Consider the following 16929-nt stretch of genomic DNA (forward strand, 5'->3'; position numbering starts at 1 on the left):
GCGAAGCCGCCCGACGCATCAACGCCGAACGACTTCTCACTGCGTAGCCGTCCAGTTACCCGACAGTCTCTCAGAGCTTCGTCTCCGGCGAGGGGGACGGCCTGCTGCACGTCTTCGTGCCGCACGCCACCGCCGGACTGGCGATCATCGAGACCGGGTCGGGCTCCGACGACGACCTGCTCGCCGCCATCGACGCGCTGCTGCCTACCGACAACCGTTGGCGACACCGGCACGGCTCACCCGGGCACGGCCGGGACCACGTCCTGCCGGCCTTCGTCCCGCCGTACGCGACGCTGCCGGTGCTCGCCGGTCGACTGGCCCTGGGCACCTGGCAGTCCGTCTGCCTGGTCGACACCAACGGCGACAACCCCACCCGCCAGGTCCGCTTCTCCTTCCTGCCCGCCTGACGCCCCGCCCGCGCCCGCCCATGCTGCGGTACAGGCCACCGTCCCGGTCCAAGATCCGCGCAACTAACCCGAAACTGCTGTCTCCGGGCGCGCCGAGGCAGCCTCCACCGAAGTAGCGCGGATCTTGACCGTTCCAGCGGCCGTTGCGGATGCGCCGACGTTGCGCGGATCTTGACCGTTCCAGCGGCGGTCGCGGATGCGCCGACGTTGCGCGGATCTTGACCGTTCCGGCGGCCGTTGCGCGCCGACGCGAGCCCCCATTCGACATCGCCCGCCTCCAAGCCCATCCGACATGGCCAGGCAGGTTGGCCAGGCAGGTTGGCCCGGCAGGTCGGCGGGGCAGGTTGGCGCGGCAGGTTGGCGCCGGCCGAACCTGATCGCTGAGCTGGGTGGTCGTCGTGGTGCGTACGATGTGGCGGTGGCGCGGGAGGTGGTGTCGGCAGCGGACGGGCCGGTGGATCGTGCCGGGCTGGCCGCCGACGCGATGCGTCGGATGGCGCATCTGACGGCCTCTCTGCGGCATCGGCAGGGCAGCGCGTTCGCCGAGCTGGGGCTCACCCCGGCGGCGGCCCGGGCGTTGCACGAGCTGGACCCGGACCGTCCCCTACCGGCACGTGACCTCGCCGACCGGCTGAGCTGTGACCGGTCGAACGTGACGGCGCTTGTCGACAAGTTGGAGCAGGCCGGCCTGGTCGAGCGTCGGACCGACCCGGCCGACCGCCGGCAGAAGACGCTCGTGGTGACCGCTGACGGTCGCGTCGTGCGGGACCGGGTGGCTGACGTGATGTCCGACTCCCGACTGCTCACCGGGCTGAGCGACGAGGAGCTGTCCACCCTGCGTGACCTGGTGTGGAAGGTGTCCGACGGCGGTTGTCCGGAGCCGTGCGACCCGCAGTGAGTCGACCCGCGCCAGCCGTGTCCCACTGGGCGGCGGTGGCCTGCGTCGGTAATGCTGTCGGACGTGACCACCCCGCAAGATCTCGACGACCGGTTCCGGGAGACGCTGGCGGCGCTGCCCGCTCCACCGCAACGGCGTGACCTCACCGATCCGGTCACCGACGACGCCCCGCTGACCGGCGCCCACCTACTCGATCTGTTCGACGCGCAGGTGACCAGCCGGCAACTCGACCTGGCCGGGCGCTGGCTGCGCAGCTTCGGGGAGGGTTTCTACACCATCGGCTCGTCCGGGCACGAGGGCAATGCGGCGGTCGCCGCCGCGCTGCGTCCCACCGACCCGGCGCTGCTGCACTACCGCTCCGGGGCGTTCTACTGCGTGCGAGCCGCCCAGGTCGCCACGGCCGCTCCGACGCCCGCCGCTCCGGAAGATCCGACGTCCACCGCTCCGGAAGATCCGACGTCCACCGCTCCGGAAGATTCGACGTCCACCGCTCCGGAAGATCCGACGTCTGCCGCCGACGCCTCGGATGCGGCCTCCGAACCCGCACCGGCCGGGTCCGAGGCACCCACCGGTGGCTTCGCACCGTACGCGGAGGCGGCCCGGGACGTGTTGCGGGGGATGGTCGCGTCCAGCGAGGAGCCGATCGCCGGCGGCCGGCACAAGGTGTTCGGCCGTGCCGATCTGGCCGTCGTGCCGACCACCTCCACCATCGCCTCGCACCTGCCCCGCGCGGTCGGGATGGGGCTGGCCGTGGAGCGGCTGCGCCGGCTGGACACCGTCGGGCGGCGTACCGGGGTCGGAGTGCGTGTCGGCAGCGGCGCCGGCGCGGCGCACGTCCCTTGGCCGCCGGACGCGATCGTGGTCTGCTCGTTCGGCGACGCGTCGGTCAACCATGCCAGCGCCACCGCCGCCTTCAACACCGCGGGCTGGTACGACCACGCCGGCCTGCGCATCCCGGTGCTCTTCGTCTGCGAGGACAACGGGCTGGGCATCAGCGTCCGCTCGCCGGAGGGCTGGGTGGAGGCGACCCTGCGCGCCAAGCCGGGCATCCGCTACTTCAGCGCGGACGGTGCCGACCCCGTGGGGACGTACGCGGTGGCGCAGGAGGCCGCCGCCTGGGTACGTCGGTACCGGCGTCCCGCCGTGCTGCACCTGCGCACGTTCCGGCTCATGGGCCACGCCGGGGCCGACGCGGAGTCGGCGTACCGCAGCCCGGCCGAGCTGGCCGAGGACCTTGACCGGGACCCGGTGGCCGCCACCGCGCGGCTGCTGGTCGGGGCCGGCGTGGCGACCGCCGAGGAGCTGCTGGCCCGGTACGACGAGACGGGCTGGCAGGTACGCCGGCTCGCCGAGGAGGTGCTGGGCGAGCCGAAGCTGGCCTCCGCCGCCGACGTGGTGTCGGCGCTGGCCCCCCGTCGACCGGTACGCGTGGCGCGGGCCGTGGCCGACGCGGCGGCCCGGGCCAGCGGGCCGGGCGCGGCGGCCCGCGAGGAGGCGTTCGGGGGCAAGCCCCCGGAGCTGAGCGGGCCGATGACCCTGGCGCAGAGCATCAACGCGGCGCTCGCCGACGGGCTGCTCGACCACCCTCAGATGGCCGTCTTCGGCGAGGACGTGGCCGCCAAGGGCGGCGTGTACGGCGTGACGAAGGGCCTGCGCGACCGGTTCGGGGCGGCCCGGGTCTTCGACACGCTGCTCGACGAGACGTCGGTGCTGGGGCTGGGCCTCGGCGCCGGGCTGGCCGGGATGCTGCCGGTACCGGAGATCCAGTACCTGGCGTACCTGCACAACGCCGAGGACCAGCTCCGTGGCGAGGCCGCCACGATGCAGTTCTTCTCGCGGGGCACCTTCCGTAACCCCATGGTGGTGCGGGTCGCCGGGTTGGCGTACCAGGAGGGGTTCGGCGGGCACTTCCACAACGACAATTCGGTGGCCGTACTCCGGGATGTGCCGGGTCTTGTGGTCGCGGTGCCGGCGCGCCCGGACGACGCCGCGCCCATGCTGCGGACCTGTCTGGCGAGCGCGGCGGTGGACGGCAGCGTGTGCGTGTTCCTGGAGCCGATCGCGCTCTACCACACCCGGGACCTGTACGCCGAGGGCGACGGTGAGTGGCTCGCCGGCTATCCCGAGCCGGGCTCGTGGGTGGCCGGGCACGTGCCGATCGGCCGGGCCCGGGTCTACCGGATCGGCTCGGCCGACGACCTGACCATCATCACCTTCGGTAACGGCGTGCGGATGTCGCTGCGGGCCGCGGCCGTGCTCGCCGAGGAGGGCGTGGGCACCCGCGTGGTGGACCTGCGCTGGCTGGCGCCCCTGCCGGTGGCCGACATCATCCGCGAGTCCTCGGCGACCGGCCGGGTGCTGGTGGTGGACGAGACACGCCGGTCGGGCGGGGTCGGCGAGGGAGTGATCGCCGCGCTGGTCGACGCCGGATATGTCGGTGCGGCGCGGCGGGTGGCCGGAGTTGACTCGTTTGTACCATTAGGCCCGGCGGCACGTCATGTTCTGGTCTCCCCGGAAGCCATTACCGACGGTGCCCGTACGCTGCTGGCACGGTAAATTCCGTTCCACCCGGTGCGCCACTTGCGCGCAGACGCACAACTGTGTGGACTTTGCCTGACGGCGTCGGTCCGACGCCGCGAGCAGGGACGAGATGAGGAGGCACGCGACAGTGAGCGCGACCGCTGGTCAGGCCGCCGACGGGGTACGCAGCCTGGCGGACCGGTTCGGCATCGAACCGGGGATGGTCGTCATGGAGATGGGGTACGACGACGACGTCGACCAGGATCTCCGGGACGCCCTGACCGACCGCTGTGGAGATCTGGTCGACGAGGACACCGACGAGGTGGTCGACGTGGTGCTCGTGTGGTACCGCGACGGCGACGGTGACCTCTTCGAGCTGCTCGTCGACGCCCTCGGCCCGCTGGGCGACAACGGGGTCGTGTGGCTCCTCACCCCCAAGGCGGGGCGCGAGGGGCACGTCGAGCCGAGCGAGGTCGCGGAGTCCGCGCCCACCGCTGGCCTCCAGCAGACCTCGACCGTCAACGCCGGCCGGGACTGGAGCGGCGCCCGCCTGGTGCTGCGCCGAGGGGCCAAGGCCAAGAAGTAGCCCGTCCTCGTCCCCTCGCGCCCCGGCGGTCCGCCGTCGGGCGCGCCGGGCTGGCCTCGTCCCCCGAGTCGACCCGAGGAGTTCACATGCCCATCGAGGTTGGCGCCGAGGCGCCGGACTTCGTACTGAAGGACCAGAACAACCAGGAGGTCAAGCTCTCGGACTTCCGCGGCAGGCGCGCCGTGCTCTTGGTGTTCTACCCCCTCGCGTTCACCGGCACCTGCCAGGGCGAGCTGGCCGAGGTGCGGGACAACCTCGACGAGTACGTGAACGACGACGTCCAGGTGCTGACAGTCAGCGTCGACTCGGCCTACAGCCACAAGATCTGGGCCGACCGGGAGGGCTACCAGTTCCCGCTGCTTGCCGACTTCTGGCCGCACGGCGCCGTCGCCCAGGCGTACGGGGTCTTCAACGACGTGGCCGGCTTCGCCAACCGGGGCACCTTCGTCATCGACAAGGCCGGCGTGGTCCGCTTCGCCGAGATGAACGGCCCCGGCGAGGCCCGCGACCAGCAGGGCTGGCGCAAGGCCATCGCCGACGCGACGGCTTGAGGGGGGTACGCGTGCGGTCGGGCCGGCGGCGAGCAGGTAGGCTTGCGAGCCACCGGCCCGCCGCACACGGGGCGATCCGGGGCGCGTAGCTCAGTGGGAGAGCACCCGCCTTACAAGCGGGGGGTCGCAGGTTCGAAACCTGCCGCGCCCACCCATCATCACCAGCCGTGTTGAACGCTTACTCCTGAGGCGGGGGCGTGAGCCAGGCGAGCGGCTGTCCGTTGAGGGCGGCGTCGGCGAGGCGCTGGGCGCTGGCGGTCTTCAAAGCGGTTCGTGAGCTGTCGATCCAGCGCTGGACATTGTCGATGCCCTGGTGGCGGTACTCGACGGCTTGGACGAGGCATTCCAGCTTGTCAGCGTCACGAGCGACGACAGCTTCCAGCGTCTCGCCAGCTTCGTACTCGGCGACTGCGGCGGTGATGACATCGACGACCGGCGGTGGACAGCCGGCTACCTGGTCAGCGGTGACGGCCGTGTTGGGTGCGGCGGTGAGGTAGCGCTTGGCGATGTGCGGAATGTCGGTGATCCGAGTTTCCTGGGTGTCATGCACGGTGCACAGCATCGATACTCGGGCAGGGTCGGCAGCCTCCATGGCGGCGAGCATCATTCCGATGAGCGCCGTTCGGAAGGAGTGCTCGGCGATGGACTCGGGTTGCTTGACGCCGGCGAACCACCAGCCGGTTCGGGCGGCGCGTTTGAGGACGCCGGCTTCGAAGATGAATCTCATGGCTCCGGCGTCTTGGTCGTCGGTCATCTGCCCGTCCCTGTGCCGGTGAGTCCGTCTGCCCGCAGGCTGTAGACGATAGCGGTCTTGAGGTGGCGGCGATGTCAGGACTGGGTGCGGGTCCACTGCTGGTTGGCGCCGGTTCCGCAGGTGTACTGAGTGATGTCGGTGCCGTCTGCCGTGCCGCTGCTCACCACGTCCAGGCACTTGCCGCTGTGTCGGGCGCGCAGCTGGTAGTAGTCGCCGGTGGCGACCCACTGCCACTGCTGGTTGATGCCCGCGCCGCAGGTGTACTGGACGACGTTGGCGGTGGAGGCGTTGGCGACGTCGAGGCATTTGCCGCTGTTCTGGTTGACGATCCGGAAGTAGCCGCTACCGGCGTCGCGGAACTCCCACTTCTGGTTCGCGCCTCCGTTCCAGGACCATTGTCTGACTTCGGCGTTGTCGCTGACGGACATGTCCAGCACGTCGACCACCTTGCCGCTGTTGCGGTTGGTGATGCGGTAGGAGAGCGGCGCCTCTCCGGAGACGGTGCCCGCGGCGGCGTCGATGGTGATGGTGGGATACCAGGTCAGGTTCATGGTCGTGGCGGAGGGGAAGGTGATCGGCAACCACACGTACTGGGAATCGTTGACCGGCCCGCCCCAGGCGCCGGCCCAGCGGTCGCCGAGGTAGAGGTAGCTCGTCGTCGACGTGCCCTGGATGGGGAGCACGAAGGCCGGTTGGGAGCGGAAGGTGGTCGAGTCCGCGACGTTGGTCATGCCGCTCCACGGACCGGAGATGCTGGAGGCCGTGGCGTACCTGGCCTGGTTCGGGCTCCAACCGGTCAGGCCCGAGGTGAGCAGGAAGTAGGTGCTACCGCGCTTGAACAGAGCCGGTGCCTCACGGTTGCCGTCGTTCCAGAAGTTGCCGACCAGCGTGGCCACGGTGAGGTAGTCGGCGGTGAGGCGGTAGATGAGCAGGTCGCGGTTCTCGTCGCCGGCGGAGATCATGTAGGCGGTACCGCCGTCGTTGTAGAGCGTGATGTCCCGCGACATGTTTCCCAGCGGCCGGAAGCTGCCGTGGTACGTGTAGGTGCCGTCCACGGTGGCCGAGGAGGCGACGGCGGCCCTGGCCTCGCCGTAGTCGGTGCCGTTCTCCTTGTGCATCCACATCACGTACCGGTTGGTGCTGGCGTTGTAGATGACCTTTGGCCGCTCGATGTTGGCCGTTTGCAGTTCCGCCGCCGACGACTGGGTCAGCACGTTGTTGCGGAACTCCCAGTCGCGCAGGTTGGTGGAGCGGTAGACGGAGACCGCCCGGAACGTGTTGTTGGCGTTGCGATTCTCACCGAACCAGTAGTAGTAGTCGCCGACCTTGAGTACCCCACCGCCGTGCGCGTGCAGCACGTTGCCGGCGGTGTCGGTGAACTGCGTACCGTTGGGGATCGTGACCGGCGCCGCCTGGGCCGGGGCGGCGGCCATGGTGGTGACCGCCACGATCGCCGCTCCGACCAGGGTGAGCGCCGCCACCAGGGATGGAAGCAGTCTGTTGCGTCTCACTACGTTCGTCCTTCCGCGGGCGGGCGGCGACCGGTCGATTCGCTCATCAATCTACATCTATTCTCGCCGGTGCGGGTCGACGACGATCACCGGTGGCGGGCTCAGTTGGTACGGCGCATGGCTGAGCGCCGTCGTCGAGGAGGCCACCACCGGTCCGGTCGTGACCTTCGGGCACTCGTTCGGTGGCGCGGTGACGCTCGCCTCCGAGCATCCCCCGGGTCAGCGGCACGGTCGGGGTGGCACCGGGCGGACTGTGCCGGCTCAAGGTCACCCCTCGTGTCCTGCTGGCGTTCCTGGGCTGGCTCGCACGGCCCCGGCCCGCGTCGAGCCTCCGGTTGCTGCGCCTCCTGTCCGCACCCGGCCGTACGCCCCGCGCCGAGCTGGTGGACTGGATGACGCTTGTCGGCCGACACGCCCGTCCGGTGAGTACCGATGATCTCGTGCCGGCGGCGACGAGCAGGGCGCCGGTCGTGATCGCGAGCGGTGACCACGACGTGTTCCTGCCCCCGGACCGGCTGCGCGCGGCGGCGGAACAGCGGCTTCAGGCCGCGTCGACATCGTCCCCGCCGCCGGTCACCTGATGACCGACGAGCACCCCGACACGCTCGCCGCGCTGGTGGGTCGGTTGGTCCACTGACCCAGGACGAGCGTCACGCGCGATCGGCGACCATCACCCGGCTGTGTGCCAGCGACGTCGTCCTGCGGGTCGGCACGGACAGGGCCCGCGCCGTGTCGAGCAGGTCGTGGTCGTCGGTGACCGTGAAGCCGTGTCGGCCGCTGCCGCCAGAATGGGCGCGTGCAGGACACCGTCGCCGTCGCGCTGATCACGTCACTGTCCACGTTGGCCGCCGCCGCGCTGACCGGGCTGATCGCCGCCCGCAGCACCCGCCGTCAGCTCGCCCACCAGCTCACCATCGCCCAGCAGGAGAGCGCCGACCGGTCGGCGGCCCGGCGCGAGGAGCTGCGGCGCGACGCGTACGTCGGGTTCCTCGGCGCCTGCGACGCGGCGTACCGGCGGTTGGACCGGCGGTGGATCGAGCCGGGCGCGGACGCGGTCACGCCCGGCTACGACGAGACGTACGCGGCGATGCGCGGCCGTGGACGAGGCGTACAACCTGGTGTTGCTGGAAGGTCCGGCGGACGTCGCGGCGGCGGGCCGGTCGGTGGTGGCCAGCCTCACGACGGAGTACGCCGAGCAGCGCCGGCTTGCCGACGAGCCGGGTGACGCGGCGGCGCTGCGCGACCGGCATCGGGAGCGCTGGCTCGCGGCCATCGAGGTACGCACGGACCGCCGCGTCGCGTTCGTCGACGCCGCGCGTCCCGCCGTCGACCGCGAGGGCTGACCGCGTCCCGCCTATGCTCGGGCGGGGAGGTGGTCAGGTGGATCTGCCCGGCATCGGCGCGGTGCTCTTCGACATGGACGGCACCCTGGTGGACTCCGACGCCGCCGTCGAGCGGGCCTGGGAGCGGTGGGCCTTCGAGTACGCCGTCGAACCGGCGGCGGCACTCGCGATCGCGCACGGCAGCCCCGCCGATCAGACGATCCGCCGGCTCCTTCCCGCACTCGACGACGCTGCGGTCGCCGTGGCGGCGGCACGGCAGTTGGCGTTGCAGTACGACGACCTGTCCGACGTGACTGCCACCCCGGGCGCCCATGAGCTGCTGTCGACGTTGGCCCGGCTGGGGTTGCCCTGGGCGGTGGTGACCAGCGCCGACGTGCGGCTGGCCGAGGCCCGGCTCGGCGCTGCCGGCATCGCGCCACCCGTGTTGGTGACGGTGGAGGACGTCCGCGAGGGCAAACCGGCCCCGGACGGCTACCTGCGTGCCGCCGCGCCGCTCGACGTGCCGCCGGCGCGCTGCCTGGTCGTCGAGGACGCCGAGGTGGGGGTGCGGGCCGGACGCGCGGCCGGCGCGGTGACCGCCGCGCTGAAGGGGCTCGACGGCGACCTGCGGCTGGCCGATCTGACGCAGCTCACGTACGGGTTGTCGGAGTCGGCAACGGCACGCTGACCGGCCGAGGGCTCAGGTGAGGCGCTGGGCCAGCCAGGGGAGCAGGGCGTCGGCCTGGGCCTGCTGGAACGCCCGTACCGTCGGGATGCCGGGGGGCGGCGGCCGGCGGGCGCTGTCGGTAAAGAAGCCGGCCAGCCCGGCGTACACGCCGGCCAGCCCGGCGTACACGCCGGCCAGCCCGGCGTACACGCCGGCCAGCCCGGCGTACACGCCGGTGATCGCGACCGGGTCGACGTCGGCGGTGCCCGGCGAGTAACCACCCGACTGGGAGACCGCCCCAACAACCCGATTCCCGCCGCCCCCACTTCGTTGATCATGAGGTTGACGCGCGCCGAAGAGACCAGCTCTCCCGCTAACCTCATGATCACGGGGGTCGGGGGTGCGGGGTCGGGGTGCGGGGTGGGTGGGCGTGGTGGACTGGTGGCGGAATTCGACCGAGGGGAGAGGGAGGCCGCCGTGGAGTTGACGCTGACGCCGATGACCGAGCAGGAACTGGCCCGGCTGCGGGAACCCCTGGAGGTCGGGTACGCCGAGGATCTGGTCGCGCATCGCGGCCTGAACCCGCAGGCGGCCCGGGAGCGTTCCGTCGAGCAGCTACGCGAGCTGCTGCCGGCGGGCGCGGCCACCGAGCGGGTGCTGCTGCGGGTGGCGCGGGTCGACGACACCGAGGTCGGCTGGATCTGGGTGAGCCTGCCGGCGAACGCCGACAGCCGACAGGCCTGGATTTACAACATCGAGGTAGATCCGGCACACCGGGGACGCGGGCACGCACGACGGATGATCCAGCTCGTCGAGGCCGAACTGGCCGGACTCGGGGTGCCCGAGCTGGGGTTGAACGTCTTCGGCACGAACACCGTGGCGATCGGTCTCTACCGGAGTCTGGGTTTCGAGGTCACGTCGCAGCAGATGGCGAAGTGGATCTCCGGAGCGGGCTGAGCCGGTGGCGGTCCCTCGGGCAGGACTGTTCACCTGCCCAGCGGGAAAACCCGCGCGGACCGCACCTGGGGAGGAGCGACGGATGACGCACGGCGCCGGACTGACCATCGGTGTGCTCGGCTCGTACGGTGGCCGGAACCTCGGCGACGAGGCGATCCTCACCGGCCTGCTCGCCGATCTACGCACGCAGGAACCGAACGCCCGGATCATCGTCTTCTCCCGCCACCCGGAACACACCCGGGCCGCGCACCCAGACGTGGAGGCGGTGCCGTGGGAGGGCGTCAGCCGCACCGACTCGGCGTTGGTGCTGGCCCAGCTCGACCTGCTCATCCTGGGCGGCGGCGGGATCCTCTACGACCGGGAGGCCCGCCGCTACCTGCGGGTCGTCCGGGTCGCCCAGGAACGCGGTCTGCCCCTCATCACGTACGCGGTGGGGGTCGGACCGCTCAGCGACGCGGTCGACACGGGCATGGTCCGCGAAACGTTGGCCGGCGCGACCCAGGTGACCGTCCGGGACCAGGAGTCCCGGATGGTCCTGGAGGAGGCGGGACTGCTCAACCCGATCACGGTCACCGCCGACCCGGCGTTCCTGTTGCAGCCGGCCGACTTCCCGGCGCACCTGCTCAGCGAGGAGGGGGTGCCGGCCGGCAAGAGGATGGTCGGGATCAGCGTGCGGGAGCCGGGACGGGCCGCGGAACGCCTCGACGTCGACGGCTACCACCGGCTGCTGGCCCAGATCGGTGACTTCCTGGTGCACCGCATCGACGCGTACGTCCTGTTCGTGCCCATGGAACGCGACGACATCCGGCACTCGCACGGGGTGCTGTCACACATGGTCGCCGCCGAGCGGGGGCGGATCCTGCACGGCACCTACTCGCCGGAGCAGGTGCTCGGGCTGATGCGCCACTTCGACCTCGCCGTCGGCATGCGCCTGCACTTCCTGATCTTCGCGGCGATGGTGGGTACGCCGTTCCTGCCACTGCCGTACGCCGGAAAGGTCTTCGACCTGGCCCAACGGCTCGGCGTGCCGGCGCTGCGGGGCGTGGAGCGGGAGGTGGAGGGGCCGCTGCTGGCCGAGGTCGACCGCCTCTGGGACGAACGCGCGGAGCGCGCCGAGGCCACGGCCCGCCGTGTCGCCGAGGTCTGCGAGCAGGCCCGCGGCACCTCCGAGGTCACCCGCGGCGTGCTGGACCGGCTGCGCAACCGGACCCTCACCCGGGCCTGACCCGCGGTCACACCGCCGGGCCGGTCCACCGGTAGTGCCACTCGTGGGCCTCGTCGCGGGCGGATTCCAGCTCGTAGATCTGCGCCTCGGCCAGTCCACCGGGCCCGAGGTGGTGGTGGGTGAGGGGCGGGCGACCGTTGGTGTCCAGCTCGACGGTCACGGTCTGCCCGTCCGCCGCGCCGCCGACGAGGGAAATCTGCACGGATGAAGCCATGCGCCCCATCCTGCCCGCCGTGAAGCCGGCTCGCAGCGGGATGGGGGCAGCGCGAGGGTTCCGGCGCGGCTCGGTGAGGTGTCGGTGCGCTGGATCCTGGTCCACCTGATCGAGGAGACCGCCCGGCACGCCGGCCACGCCGACATCCTGCGGGAGCTGACCGACGGGTCGACCGGCGCGCTCTGAGCCCGGCGGACCGCGCATGTCAGGCCCGGCAATGATCCACTCCAGGTCGCCGATGCGGGGATGTCCAGGCGGCGCAAAGCCACCACGTCGCCGACCTGGTGTGGATCATCCTCCTGAGCGCGAGCTTCCCGCTCGGGACCGCCTATCCTGGGCGCGGGCGACGACGAGGGGGAGTACGTGCTGGTCATCCACGGGCTGTGGTTGCCCGGCGACACAACCTGCGGCCTCGCCGTCTGGGCCGAGGACAGCGCCGCGCCGCTACCCCTCGCGCGCTCCGGCCGGCCGCCCCGGGAGCGCCCGCACCCCTTCGCCGCCGGCCACGCCGACCTGGTCGCGGCCCTCGCCGACGCCGCCGAGCCGGCCCGCCCGGCCACCGCGCTGCTCACCCTGCCCACCCGGGCGGGCGCGCCGACCGACTCGCCCGAGCTGATCCGGACCACCGTCGCACCACCGGCCCGCAGCCGGCTCACCCTCGCCGCGTGGCGGGTGCCCATCCTGGTGTACGCCCCGGACGACGCCCTGCCCCTGCTCCGCGCCCTGGACGATCTCCCGGTGGTGCCCGGCGCGACCCTGCGTCACCTCGCCGAACTGGCCGACTTCGCCGCCGACCTGGTGGCCCGGGGCCGCGTCCTGCCGGGCGTCCACGCGCCGACCGACTCGACCGCCCTGACCGCTGCCGCCCCGATCGGTGCGGAGCTGGCTGGTGCCGCCCTGGCGGCTGCCGCCCCGACCGGTGCGGAGCTGGCTGGTGCCGGCGTGGCGGCTGCCGCCCCGACCGGTGCGGAGCTGGCTGGTGCCGGCGTGGCGGCTGCCGCCCCGACCGGTGCGGAGCTGGCTGGTGCCGGCGTGGCACGCTCGGTCGATGAGCGGGCCCAGGTGGTCGCGCGGGCGGTGTGGCGTCCGCTGCTCACCGGCACCGACGCCGCGTGGGCGCGTTCGCTGGCGCTGGCCCTGCCCCCGGCCGCCCGAGCCGCCGCGGTCCCTCCTGCGCCCGCTGTCCCTGCGTCGCTGGCCTCTGCCGCCACGCCGCCGGCGGTCGCCGCTGCCGAGGCCACCGCCGGAGCGGAGGTTGCCCGAGCCGTTGACGATGCCGCCGACGGCGAGCTGACCGCTGCCGCGCTGGTGGCGGACGCTCTCGACGCCCTCACCGACGCTGCGGCGCGGGCCGCCCTCGCGAGCACCACCCTGGCCCGGGGACTGCGCCCGGGAGGACCCGCGCCAGCCTGGCTGGCCGCGCTGGCCGGGCCCCGCCGTGCCTTCACCGTCGACCGGGCGGCGCTGCACCTCCTGCGTACCGAGCTGGACGACTGGCAGCGTGACGCGGCCGGCGGGGCCGTGCGGGCCAGTTTCCGGCTGGTCGAGCCGGCCCCCGACGAGGTCACCGAACCGATCCTGGCCACCCGCCCGGTGGCGGGCGACGTGTCGCCCCCGTTCATCCGCGCGGACGGCGGTGAGCTGGCCGAGGGTGGCGCCCGGTGGCGGTTGGAGTTCGGGTTGCAGGCCGCCGACGAGCCGGGCCTGCACGTCGACGCCGCCGAGGTCTGGCGGGCGCACACGACCAGCGGTACGGGCAGCCCGCAGGAGACCCTGCTGGCCGAGCTGGGGCGGGCCAGCCGGCTCTGGCCCGACCTGGACGCCGCGCTGCGCACCGCCGCGCCCGAGGCGTTGGAGCTGGACGTCGAGGGCGCGCACCGGTTCCTCAGCGAGGGTGCCCCGGTGCTGCACGCGGCCGGCTTCGGGGTGCTGCTGCCCTCCTGGTGGCGGCGCCCGTCGGCGCGGCTCGGCGCCCGGCTGCGCGCCCGCAGCCGTACCGCGCCCGGCACGGTGGCCGGCACCGAGACCGGCGTCGGGCTGGACGCGCTCGTCGACTACCGCTGGGAGATCGCGCTCGGCGACCAGCCACTGTCGGCCGAAGAGTTGGCGGCGCTGGCCGAGCTGAAGACCCCACTGGTACGGCTGCGTGGCCGGTGGGTGGAGCTGGACCCGGGACGGCTCGCCGCCGGTCTGCGCCTGCTCCGTTCGGCCGGCGAGCTGACCGTCGCCGACCTGCTGCGCCTGGGGCTCACCGACGGCGACGACACCGGGGCGCTGCCGGTGCTGGAGGTGAGCGCCGACGGGGCGCTGGGCGACCTGCTCGCCGGGGCGGTCGAGCACCGTCTCACCCCGCTCGACCCGCCGCCGGGCTTCGCCGGGACGCTGCGGCCGTACCAGCGGCGGGGGTTGGCCTGGCTGGCCTTCCTGCGGTCGTTGGGGCTCGGCGGCGTACTGGCCGACGACATGGGGCTGGGCAAGACCGTGCAGCTGCTCGCGCTGCTCGCCGGAGATCCGCCGGACGCCGGGCCGACGCTGCTGGTCTGTCCGATGTCGCTGGTGGGCAACTGGCAGCGGGAGGCGGCGAAGTTCACGCCGGGGCTGCGGGTGCACGTACACCATGGGGCGGAGCGGGCGCGGGGGGCGGAGTTCACGACGGCCGCGCACGACGCGGACCTGGTCCTCACCACCTACTCGGTGGCCGCGCGGGACGCCGGCGACCTGGCCGGCATCGACTGGCACCGGGTGGTGGTGGACGAGGCGCAGGCGATCAAGAACGCCTCCACCCGGCAGGCCGAGGCGGTCCGCGCGCTGCCGGCCCGGCAACGGGTGGCGGTGACGGGTACGCCGGTGGAGAACCGGCTCGCCGACCTCTGGTCGATCATGCAGTTCGCCAATCCGGGGCTGCTCGGCCCGGCCGCGACGTTCCGCAAGCGCTTCGCCGAGCCGATCGAGCGGCACGGCGACGCGGAGGCCGCCGAGCGGCTGCGCCGGATCACCGGCCCGTTCGTGCTGCGGCGGCTCAAGACCGACTCGTCGATCATCTCGGACCTGCCGGAGAAGTTGGAGATGGAGGTGGTCTGCAACCTCACGGCCGAACAGGCCGCCCTCTACCAGGTGGTGGTAGACGACATGCTCGCCCGGATCGAGACCAGCGACGGCATCGAGCGACGCGGGCTGGTGCTGGCCACCATGACTCGGCTCAAGCAGGTCTGCAACCACCCGGCCCAACTGCTGCGCGACGGCTCCCTGCTGGACGGGCGCTCGGGCAAGCTGGCCCGGCTCACCGAGATCCTGGAGGAGGTCCTGGCGGCGGGGGAGCGGGCGCTGCTGTTCACCCAGTACGCCGAGTTCGGCGCGATGCTGCGCGGGCACCTGTCGGCGCGTTTCGGCCGGGAGGTGCTGTTCCTGCACGGTGGACTCGGCAAGGCCGAGCGGGACGCCATGGTGCAGCGCTTCCAGTCCGCCGACGGTCCGCCGCTGTTCGTGCTGTCCCTCAAGGCCGGCGGCACCGGCCTCACCCTGACCGCCGCCAACCACGTGGTGCACGTCGACCGGTGGTGGAACCCGGCGGTGGAGGACCAGGCCACCGACCGGGCGTTCCGGATCGGGCAGCGGCGACGGGTGCAGGTCCGCAAGTTCGTCTGCGCGGGCACTGTCGAAGAGAAGGTGGCCGCGCTGATCGCGGACAAGCGCAGCCTCGCCGAGCGGGTGGTCGGCACCGGCGAACAGTGGATCACCGAGTTGTCCACGGGTCAGCTCCGGGACCTGTTCGCCCTGGAGGCCGGGGCGGTGGTGGAGTGAGCGACTTCGCCGACTACGGCCGCCCCCGCAAGGTCGACGGGGGGCTGAAGGCGCGCAGCACCCGGGGCGCGATCGGGCGGTCCTGGTGGTCCCGGCGCTTCCTGGAGGTGCTGGAGTCGTTCGCGCTCGGCACCCGGCTGACCCGCGGCCGGTCGTACGCGCGGGCCGGTCAGGTGCTCCGGCTCGACGTCGCGCCCGGCCGGGTCACCGCCCAGGTACAGGGCTCCCGACCCCGGCCGTACGAGGTCTCCATCGCGCTGGAGGCGTTCCCGGAGGAGCTCTGGTCCCGCATCGAGGACGAGCTGGCCGGGCAGGCGTTCTTCAGCGCCCGCCTGCTCGCCGGGGACCTTCCCGACGAGCTGGAGGAGCTGTTCGCCGCGGCGGGCGCCCCGCTGTTCCCGGCAGGCGTGGACGAGCTGACCCAGCGGTGCAACTGTCCCGACTTCGCGGTGCCGTGCAAGCACCTCGCGGCCACGTTCTACCTGCTCGCCGAGGCGTTCGACGCGGACCCGTTCGAGCTGCTGCACTGGCGTGGCCGATCGCGCGCGAACCTGCTCGACCGGCTGCGGGCCCGCCGTGCCGACGCGGCCGGCATGCCGACGCCGGCCACGTCGGCCAGCGTCGCACCGGTGTCCAGTACGGACGAAGGCCCGTCGGCGGTCGACGTCCGGCCACCGGCCGGCGCGTCCCGGGCGCTCGCCGGGCTGGCCGCCACCGGTGTCGCGGAGGCGGTGGACCGCTTCTGGGCATCACCCGTGCCGCTGCCCGACCGGCCACCCCGACTGGCGACCGGGCCGGATCTCCTGCTGCGCCAGCTCGGTCCGCCGGCACCGGCCATCGGTGGGCCCGGCCTGCTGGAGCGGCTGCGTCGCGCGTACCGTGCCTTCGGGCCGGGGTGAACCGTCACGTCCAGCGGCGGCGGAACCGCCACATGATCGCCGCGTTGGCCACCAGCACCACCGCGCAGATCGCGCCGGCCAGCCGCCCGGCGAACACGGCCATCGCCGGCAGCGACGCCCACAGCACGATGGTCAACAACATCAGATATCGGCCCCGACGGGCCCGGACCCGATGGTCGAGCCGGGCGAAGAAGGCCGGGTCGCTCTCTCGGAGCTGACGGGTGATCTGGTCGAACCTGCGCTGATCCTCTTTGCTGAGCATGGCGCTGCCTTCCCCTCACGCGTTCAGCGGTTCGGCGGCATACCCGTTGCGACGGCGGCTCACGCTCGCCCGCTCCTCCTACTTTTCCCCTCCGTGAGGCCGCCTCACGTCCGGCTTATCCGAACCTTAAGTTTGCCTGTGGTGGTGAACAGCGAAGAACGCGGCGCGTACGGCGGCGTGGTCCGGTCCGTACCCGGCTGCCGCGCGTCCGCCCTGCTGGGAAGGTCGGAGCCCGAACCGCACGGCTCGCCGGCCACGAATGCCGTGGTGAGGGCTGTCTTATTGACCCGTAAGGCAAATAGTTGATGGTCAGGAGGCGGCGTAGCGGACTTCGGGCTTGCGGAACAAGGATTTC

The 16929-nt window shown here is 72.5% G+C and carries 14 protein-coding genes, 1 tRNA gene and 7 pseudogenes; 17 read left to right on the forward strand and 5 right to left on the reverse strand.

Going from position 1 to position 16929, the window contains the following annotated elements; genetic code table 11:
* Positions 1-74: 74 nt before the first annotated feature.
* From ACLQ24_RS24040 to ACLQ24_RS24070, 7 genes and pseudogenes are all read left to right on the forward strand, one after another.
* A pseudogene (locus ACLQ24_RS24040) lies at positions 75-407 on the forward strand (YjbQ family protein); the annotation flags it as partial.
* 418 nt (positions 408-825) lie between these two features.
* Positions 826-1305, forward strand: a complete 480-nt coding sequence (locus ACLQ24_RS24045; protein ID WP_425893976.1) for a MarR family winged helix-turn-helix transcriptional regulator — start codon at positions 826-828, stop codon at positions 1303-1305.
* A 51-nt stretch (positions 1306-1356) separates the two neighbouring features.
* Positions 1357-1800 (forward strand): annotated as a pseudogene (locus ACLQ24_RS24050) (transketolase); the annotation flags it as partial.
* Between the two features lie 90 nt (positions 1801-1890).
* Positions 1891-3861 (forward strand): annotated as a pseudogene (locus ACLQ24_RS24055) (thiamine pyrophosphate-dependent enzyme); the annotation flags it as partial.
* A 112-nt stretch (positions 3862-3973) separates the two neighbouring features.
* A complete protein-coding gene (locus ACLQ24_RS24060; protein WP_425893977.1) occupies positions 3974-4411 on the forward strand; it encodes a DUF3052 domain-containing protein in 438 nt (145 codons plus the stop codon).
* Between the two features lie 86 nt (positions 4412-4497).
* On the forward strand, positions 4498-4962 hold the full coding sequence (locus ACLQ24_RS24065; protein ID WP_425893978.1) for a peroxiredoxin: 465 nt from the start codon (positions 4498-4500) through the stop codon (positions 4960-4962).
* A 79-nt stretch (positions 4963-5041) separates the two neighbouring features.
* Positions 5042-5113, forward strand: a tRNA-Val gene (locus tag ACLQ24_RS24070).
* A 27-nt stretch (positions 5114-5140) separates the two neighbouring features.
* Here ACLQ24_RS24070 and ACLQ24_RS24075 read toward each other — a convergent pair.
* Together ACLQ24_RS24075 and ACLQ24_RS24080 are read right to left on the reverse strand one after the other, a co-directional pair.
* Positions 5141-5716, reverse strand: coding sequence for an HD domain-containing protein (locus ACLQ24_RS24075; protein ID WP_425893979.1), 576 nt, complete (start codon positions 5714-5716; stop codon positions 5141-5143).
* Positions 5717-5790: 74 nt separating this feature from the next.
* Entirely contained in the window at positions 5791-7227 is a 1437-nt protein-coding gene (locus tag ACLQ24_RS24080) for an RICIN domain-containing protein (RefSeq protein WP_425893980.1), read from the reverse strand.
* A gap of 236 nt (positions 7228-7463) precedes the next feature.
* Between ACLQ24_RS24080 and ACLQ24_RS24085 the strand changes: the two genes are divergently transcribed.
* From ACLQ24_RS24085 to ACLQ24_RS24100, 4 genes are all read left to right on the forward strand, one after another.
* Complete coding sequence (locus tag ACLQ24_RS24085) at positions 7464-7808, forward strand: hypothetical protein (protein WP_425893981.1); 345 nt, start codon at positions 7464-7466, stop codon at positions 7806-7808.
* Between the two features lie 215 nt (positions 7809-8023).
* Entirely contained in the window at positions 8024-8452 is a 429-nt protein-coding gene (locus ACLQ24_RS24090) for a hypothetical protein (protein ID WP_425893982.1), read from the forward strand.
* Positions 8394-8570, forward strand: a complete 177-nt coding sequence (locus tag ACLQ24_RS24095) for a hypothetical protein (protein ID WP_425893983.1) — start codon at positions 8394-8396, stop codon at positions 8568-8570. The genes ACLQ24_RS24090 and ACLQ24_RS24095 overlap by 59 nt, the downstream gene beginning before the upstream one ends.
* 37 nt (positions 8571-8607) lie before the next feature.
* Positions 8608-9237, forward strand: a complete 630-nt coding sequence (locus ACLQ24_RS24100) for an HAD-IA family hydrolase (RefSeq protein WP_425893984.1) — start codon at positions 8608-8610, stop codon at positions 9235-9237.
* Positions 9238-9249: 12 nt separating this feature from the next.
* Here ACLQ24_RS24100 and ACLQ24_RS24105 read toward each other — a convergent pair.
* Positions 9250-9375 (reverse strand): annotated as a pseudogene (locus ACLQ24_RS24105) (aminoglycoside phosphotransferase family protein); the annotation flags it as partial.
* 282 nt (positions 9376-9657) lie between these two features.
* Between ACLQ24_RS24105 and ACLQ24_RS24110 the strand changes: the two are divergent.
* Together ACLQ24_RS24110 and ACLQ24_RS24115 are read left to right on the forward strand one after the other, a co-directional pair.
* Complete coding sequence (locus tag ACLQ24_RS24110) at positions 9658-10173, forward strand: GNAT family N-acetyltransferase (RefSeq protein ID WP_425893985.1); 516 nt, start codon at positions 9658-9660, stop codon at positions 10171-10173.
* 82 nt (positions 10174-10255) lie between these two features.
* Positions 10256-11398: a polysaccharide pyruvyl transferase family protein gene (locus ACLQ24_RS24115; RefSeq protein WP_425893986.1), complete on the forward strand. Its 1143-nt coding sequence runs from the start codon at positions 10256-10258 to the stop codon at positions 11396-11398.
* Between the two features lie 7 nt (positions 11399-11405).
* Here the strand turns inward: ACLQ24_RS24115 and ACLQ24_RS24120 are convergent, their stop codons facing one another.
* The gene (locus tag ACLQ24_RS24120; protein ID WP_425893987.1) at positions 11406-11612 is read right to left on the reverse strand and encodes a hypothetical protein; all 207 of its coding nucleotides are present in this window, start codon (positions 11610-11612) and stop codon (positions 11406-11408) included.
* Positions 11613-11678: 66 nt separating this feature from the next.
* On the opposite strand from ACLQ24_RS24120, the pseudogene ACLQ24_RS24125 reads away from it, so the two are divergent.
* The 4 genes and pseudogenes from ACLQ24_RS24125 to ACLQ24_RS24140 all read left to right on the forward strand — a co-directional run.
* Positions 11679-11798 (forward strand): annotated as a pseudogene (locus ACLQ24_RS24125) (DUF664 domain-containing protein); the annotation flags it as partial.
* Between the two features lie 177 nt (positions 11799-11975).
* Positions 11976-12494: pseudogene (locus ACLQ24_RS24130) on the forward strand (ATP-dependent helicase); the annotation flags it as partial.
* A 108-nt stretch (positions 12495-12602) separates the two neighbouring features.
* Positions 12603-15413: pseudogene (locus ACLQ24_RS24135) on the forward strand (DEAD/DEAH box helicase); the annotation flags it as partial.
* Positions 15410-16312, forward strand: coding sequence for an SWIM zinc finger family protein (locus tag ACLQ24_RS24140; protein ID WP_425893988.1), 903 nt, complete (start codon positions 15410-15412; stop codon positions 16310-16312). The pseudogene ACLQ24_RS24135 and the gene ACLQ24_RS24140, both read left to right, overlap by 4 nt.
* Positions 16313-16316: 4 nt before the next feature.
* On the opposite strand, the gene ACLQ24_RS24145 is transcribed toward ACLQ24_RS24140, so the two are convergent.
* Positions 16317-16574, reverse strand: coding sequence for a DUF3040 domain-containing protein (locus ACLQ24_RS24145; RefSeq protein ID WP_234586377.1), 258 nt, complete (start codon positions 16572-16574; stop codon positions 16317-16319).
* Positions 16575-16929: the final 355 nt, after the last annotated feature.

The organism is Micromonospora sp. DT4 (genome assembly GCF_049841675.1).
Taxonomy (GTDB): domain Bacteria; phylum Actinomycetota; class Actinomycetes; order Mycobacteriales; family Micromonosporaceae; genus Micromonospora.

What these genes read in the sequence shown, in the direction of transcription:
- ACLQ24_RS24065 (WP_425893978.1), top strand. Translation starts at nt 4,498, where the DNA reads ATGCCCATCGAGGTTGGCGCCGAGGCGCCGGACTTCGTACTGAAGGAC.
- ACLQ24_RS24075 (WP_425893979.1), bottom strand. Translation starts at nt 5,716, where the DNA reads ATGACCGACGACCAAGACGCCGGAGCCATGAGATTCATCTTCGAAGCC.
- ACLQ24_RS24115 (WP_425893986.1), top strand. Translation starts at nt 10,256, where the DNA reads ATGACGCACGGCGCCGGACTGACCATCGGTGTGCTCGGCTCGTACGGT.
- ACLQ24_RS24120 (WP_425893987.1), bottom strand. Translation starts at nt 11,612, where the DNA reads ATGGCTTCATCCGTGCAGATTTCCCTCGTCGGCGGCGCGGCGGACGGG.
- ACLQ24_RS24145 (WP_234586377.1), bottom strand. Translation starts at nt 16,574, where the DNA reads ATGCTCAGCAAAGAGGATCAGCGCAGGTTCGACCAGATCACCCGTCAG.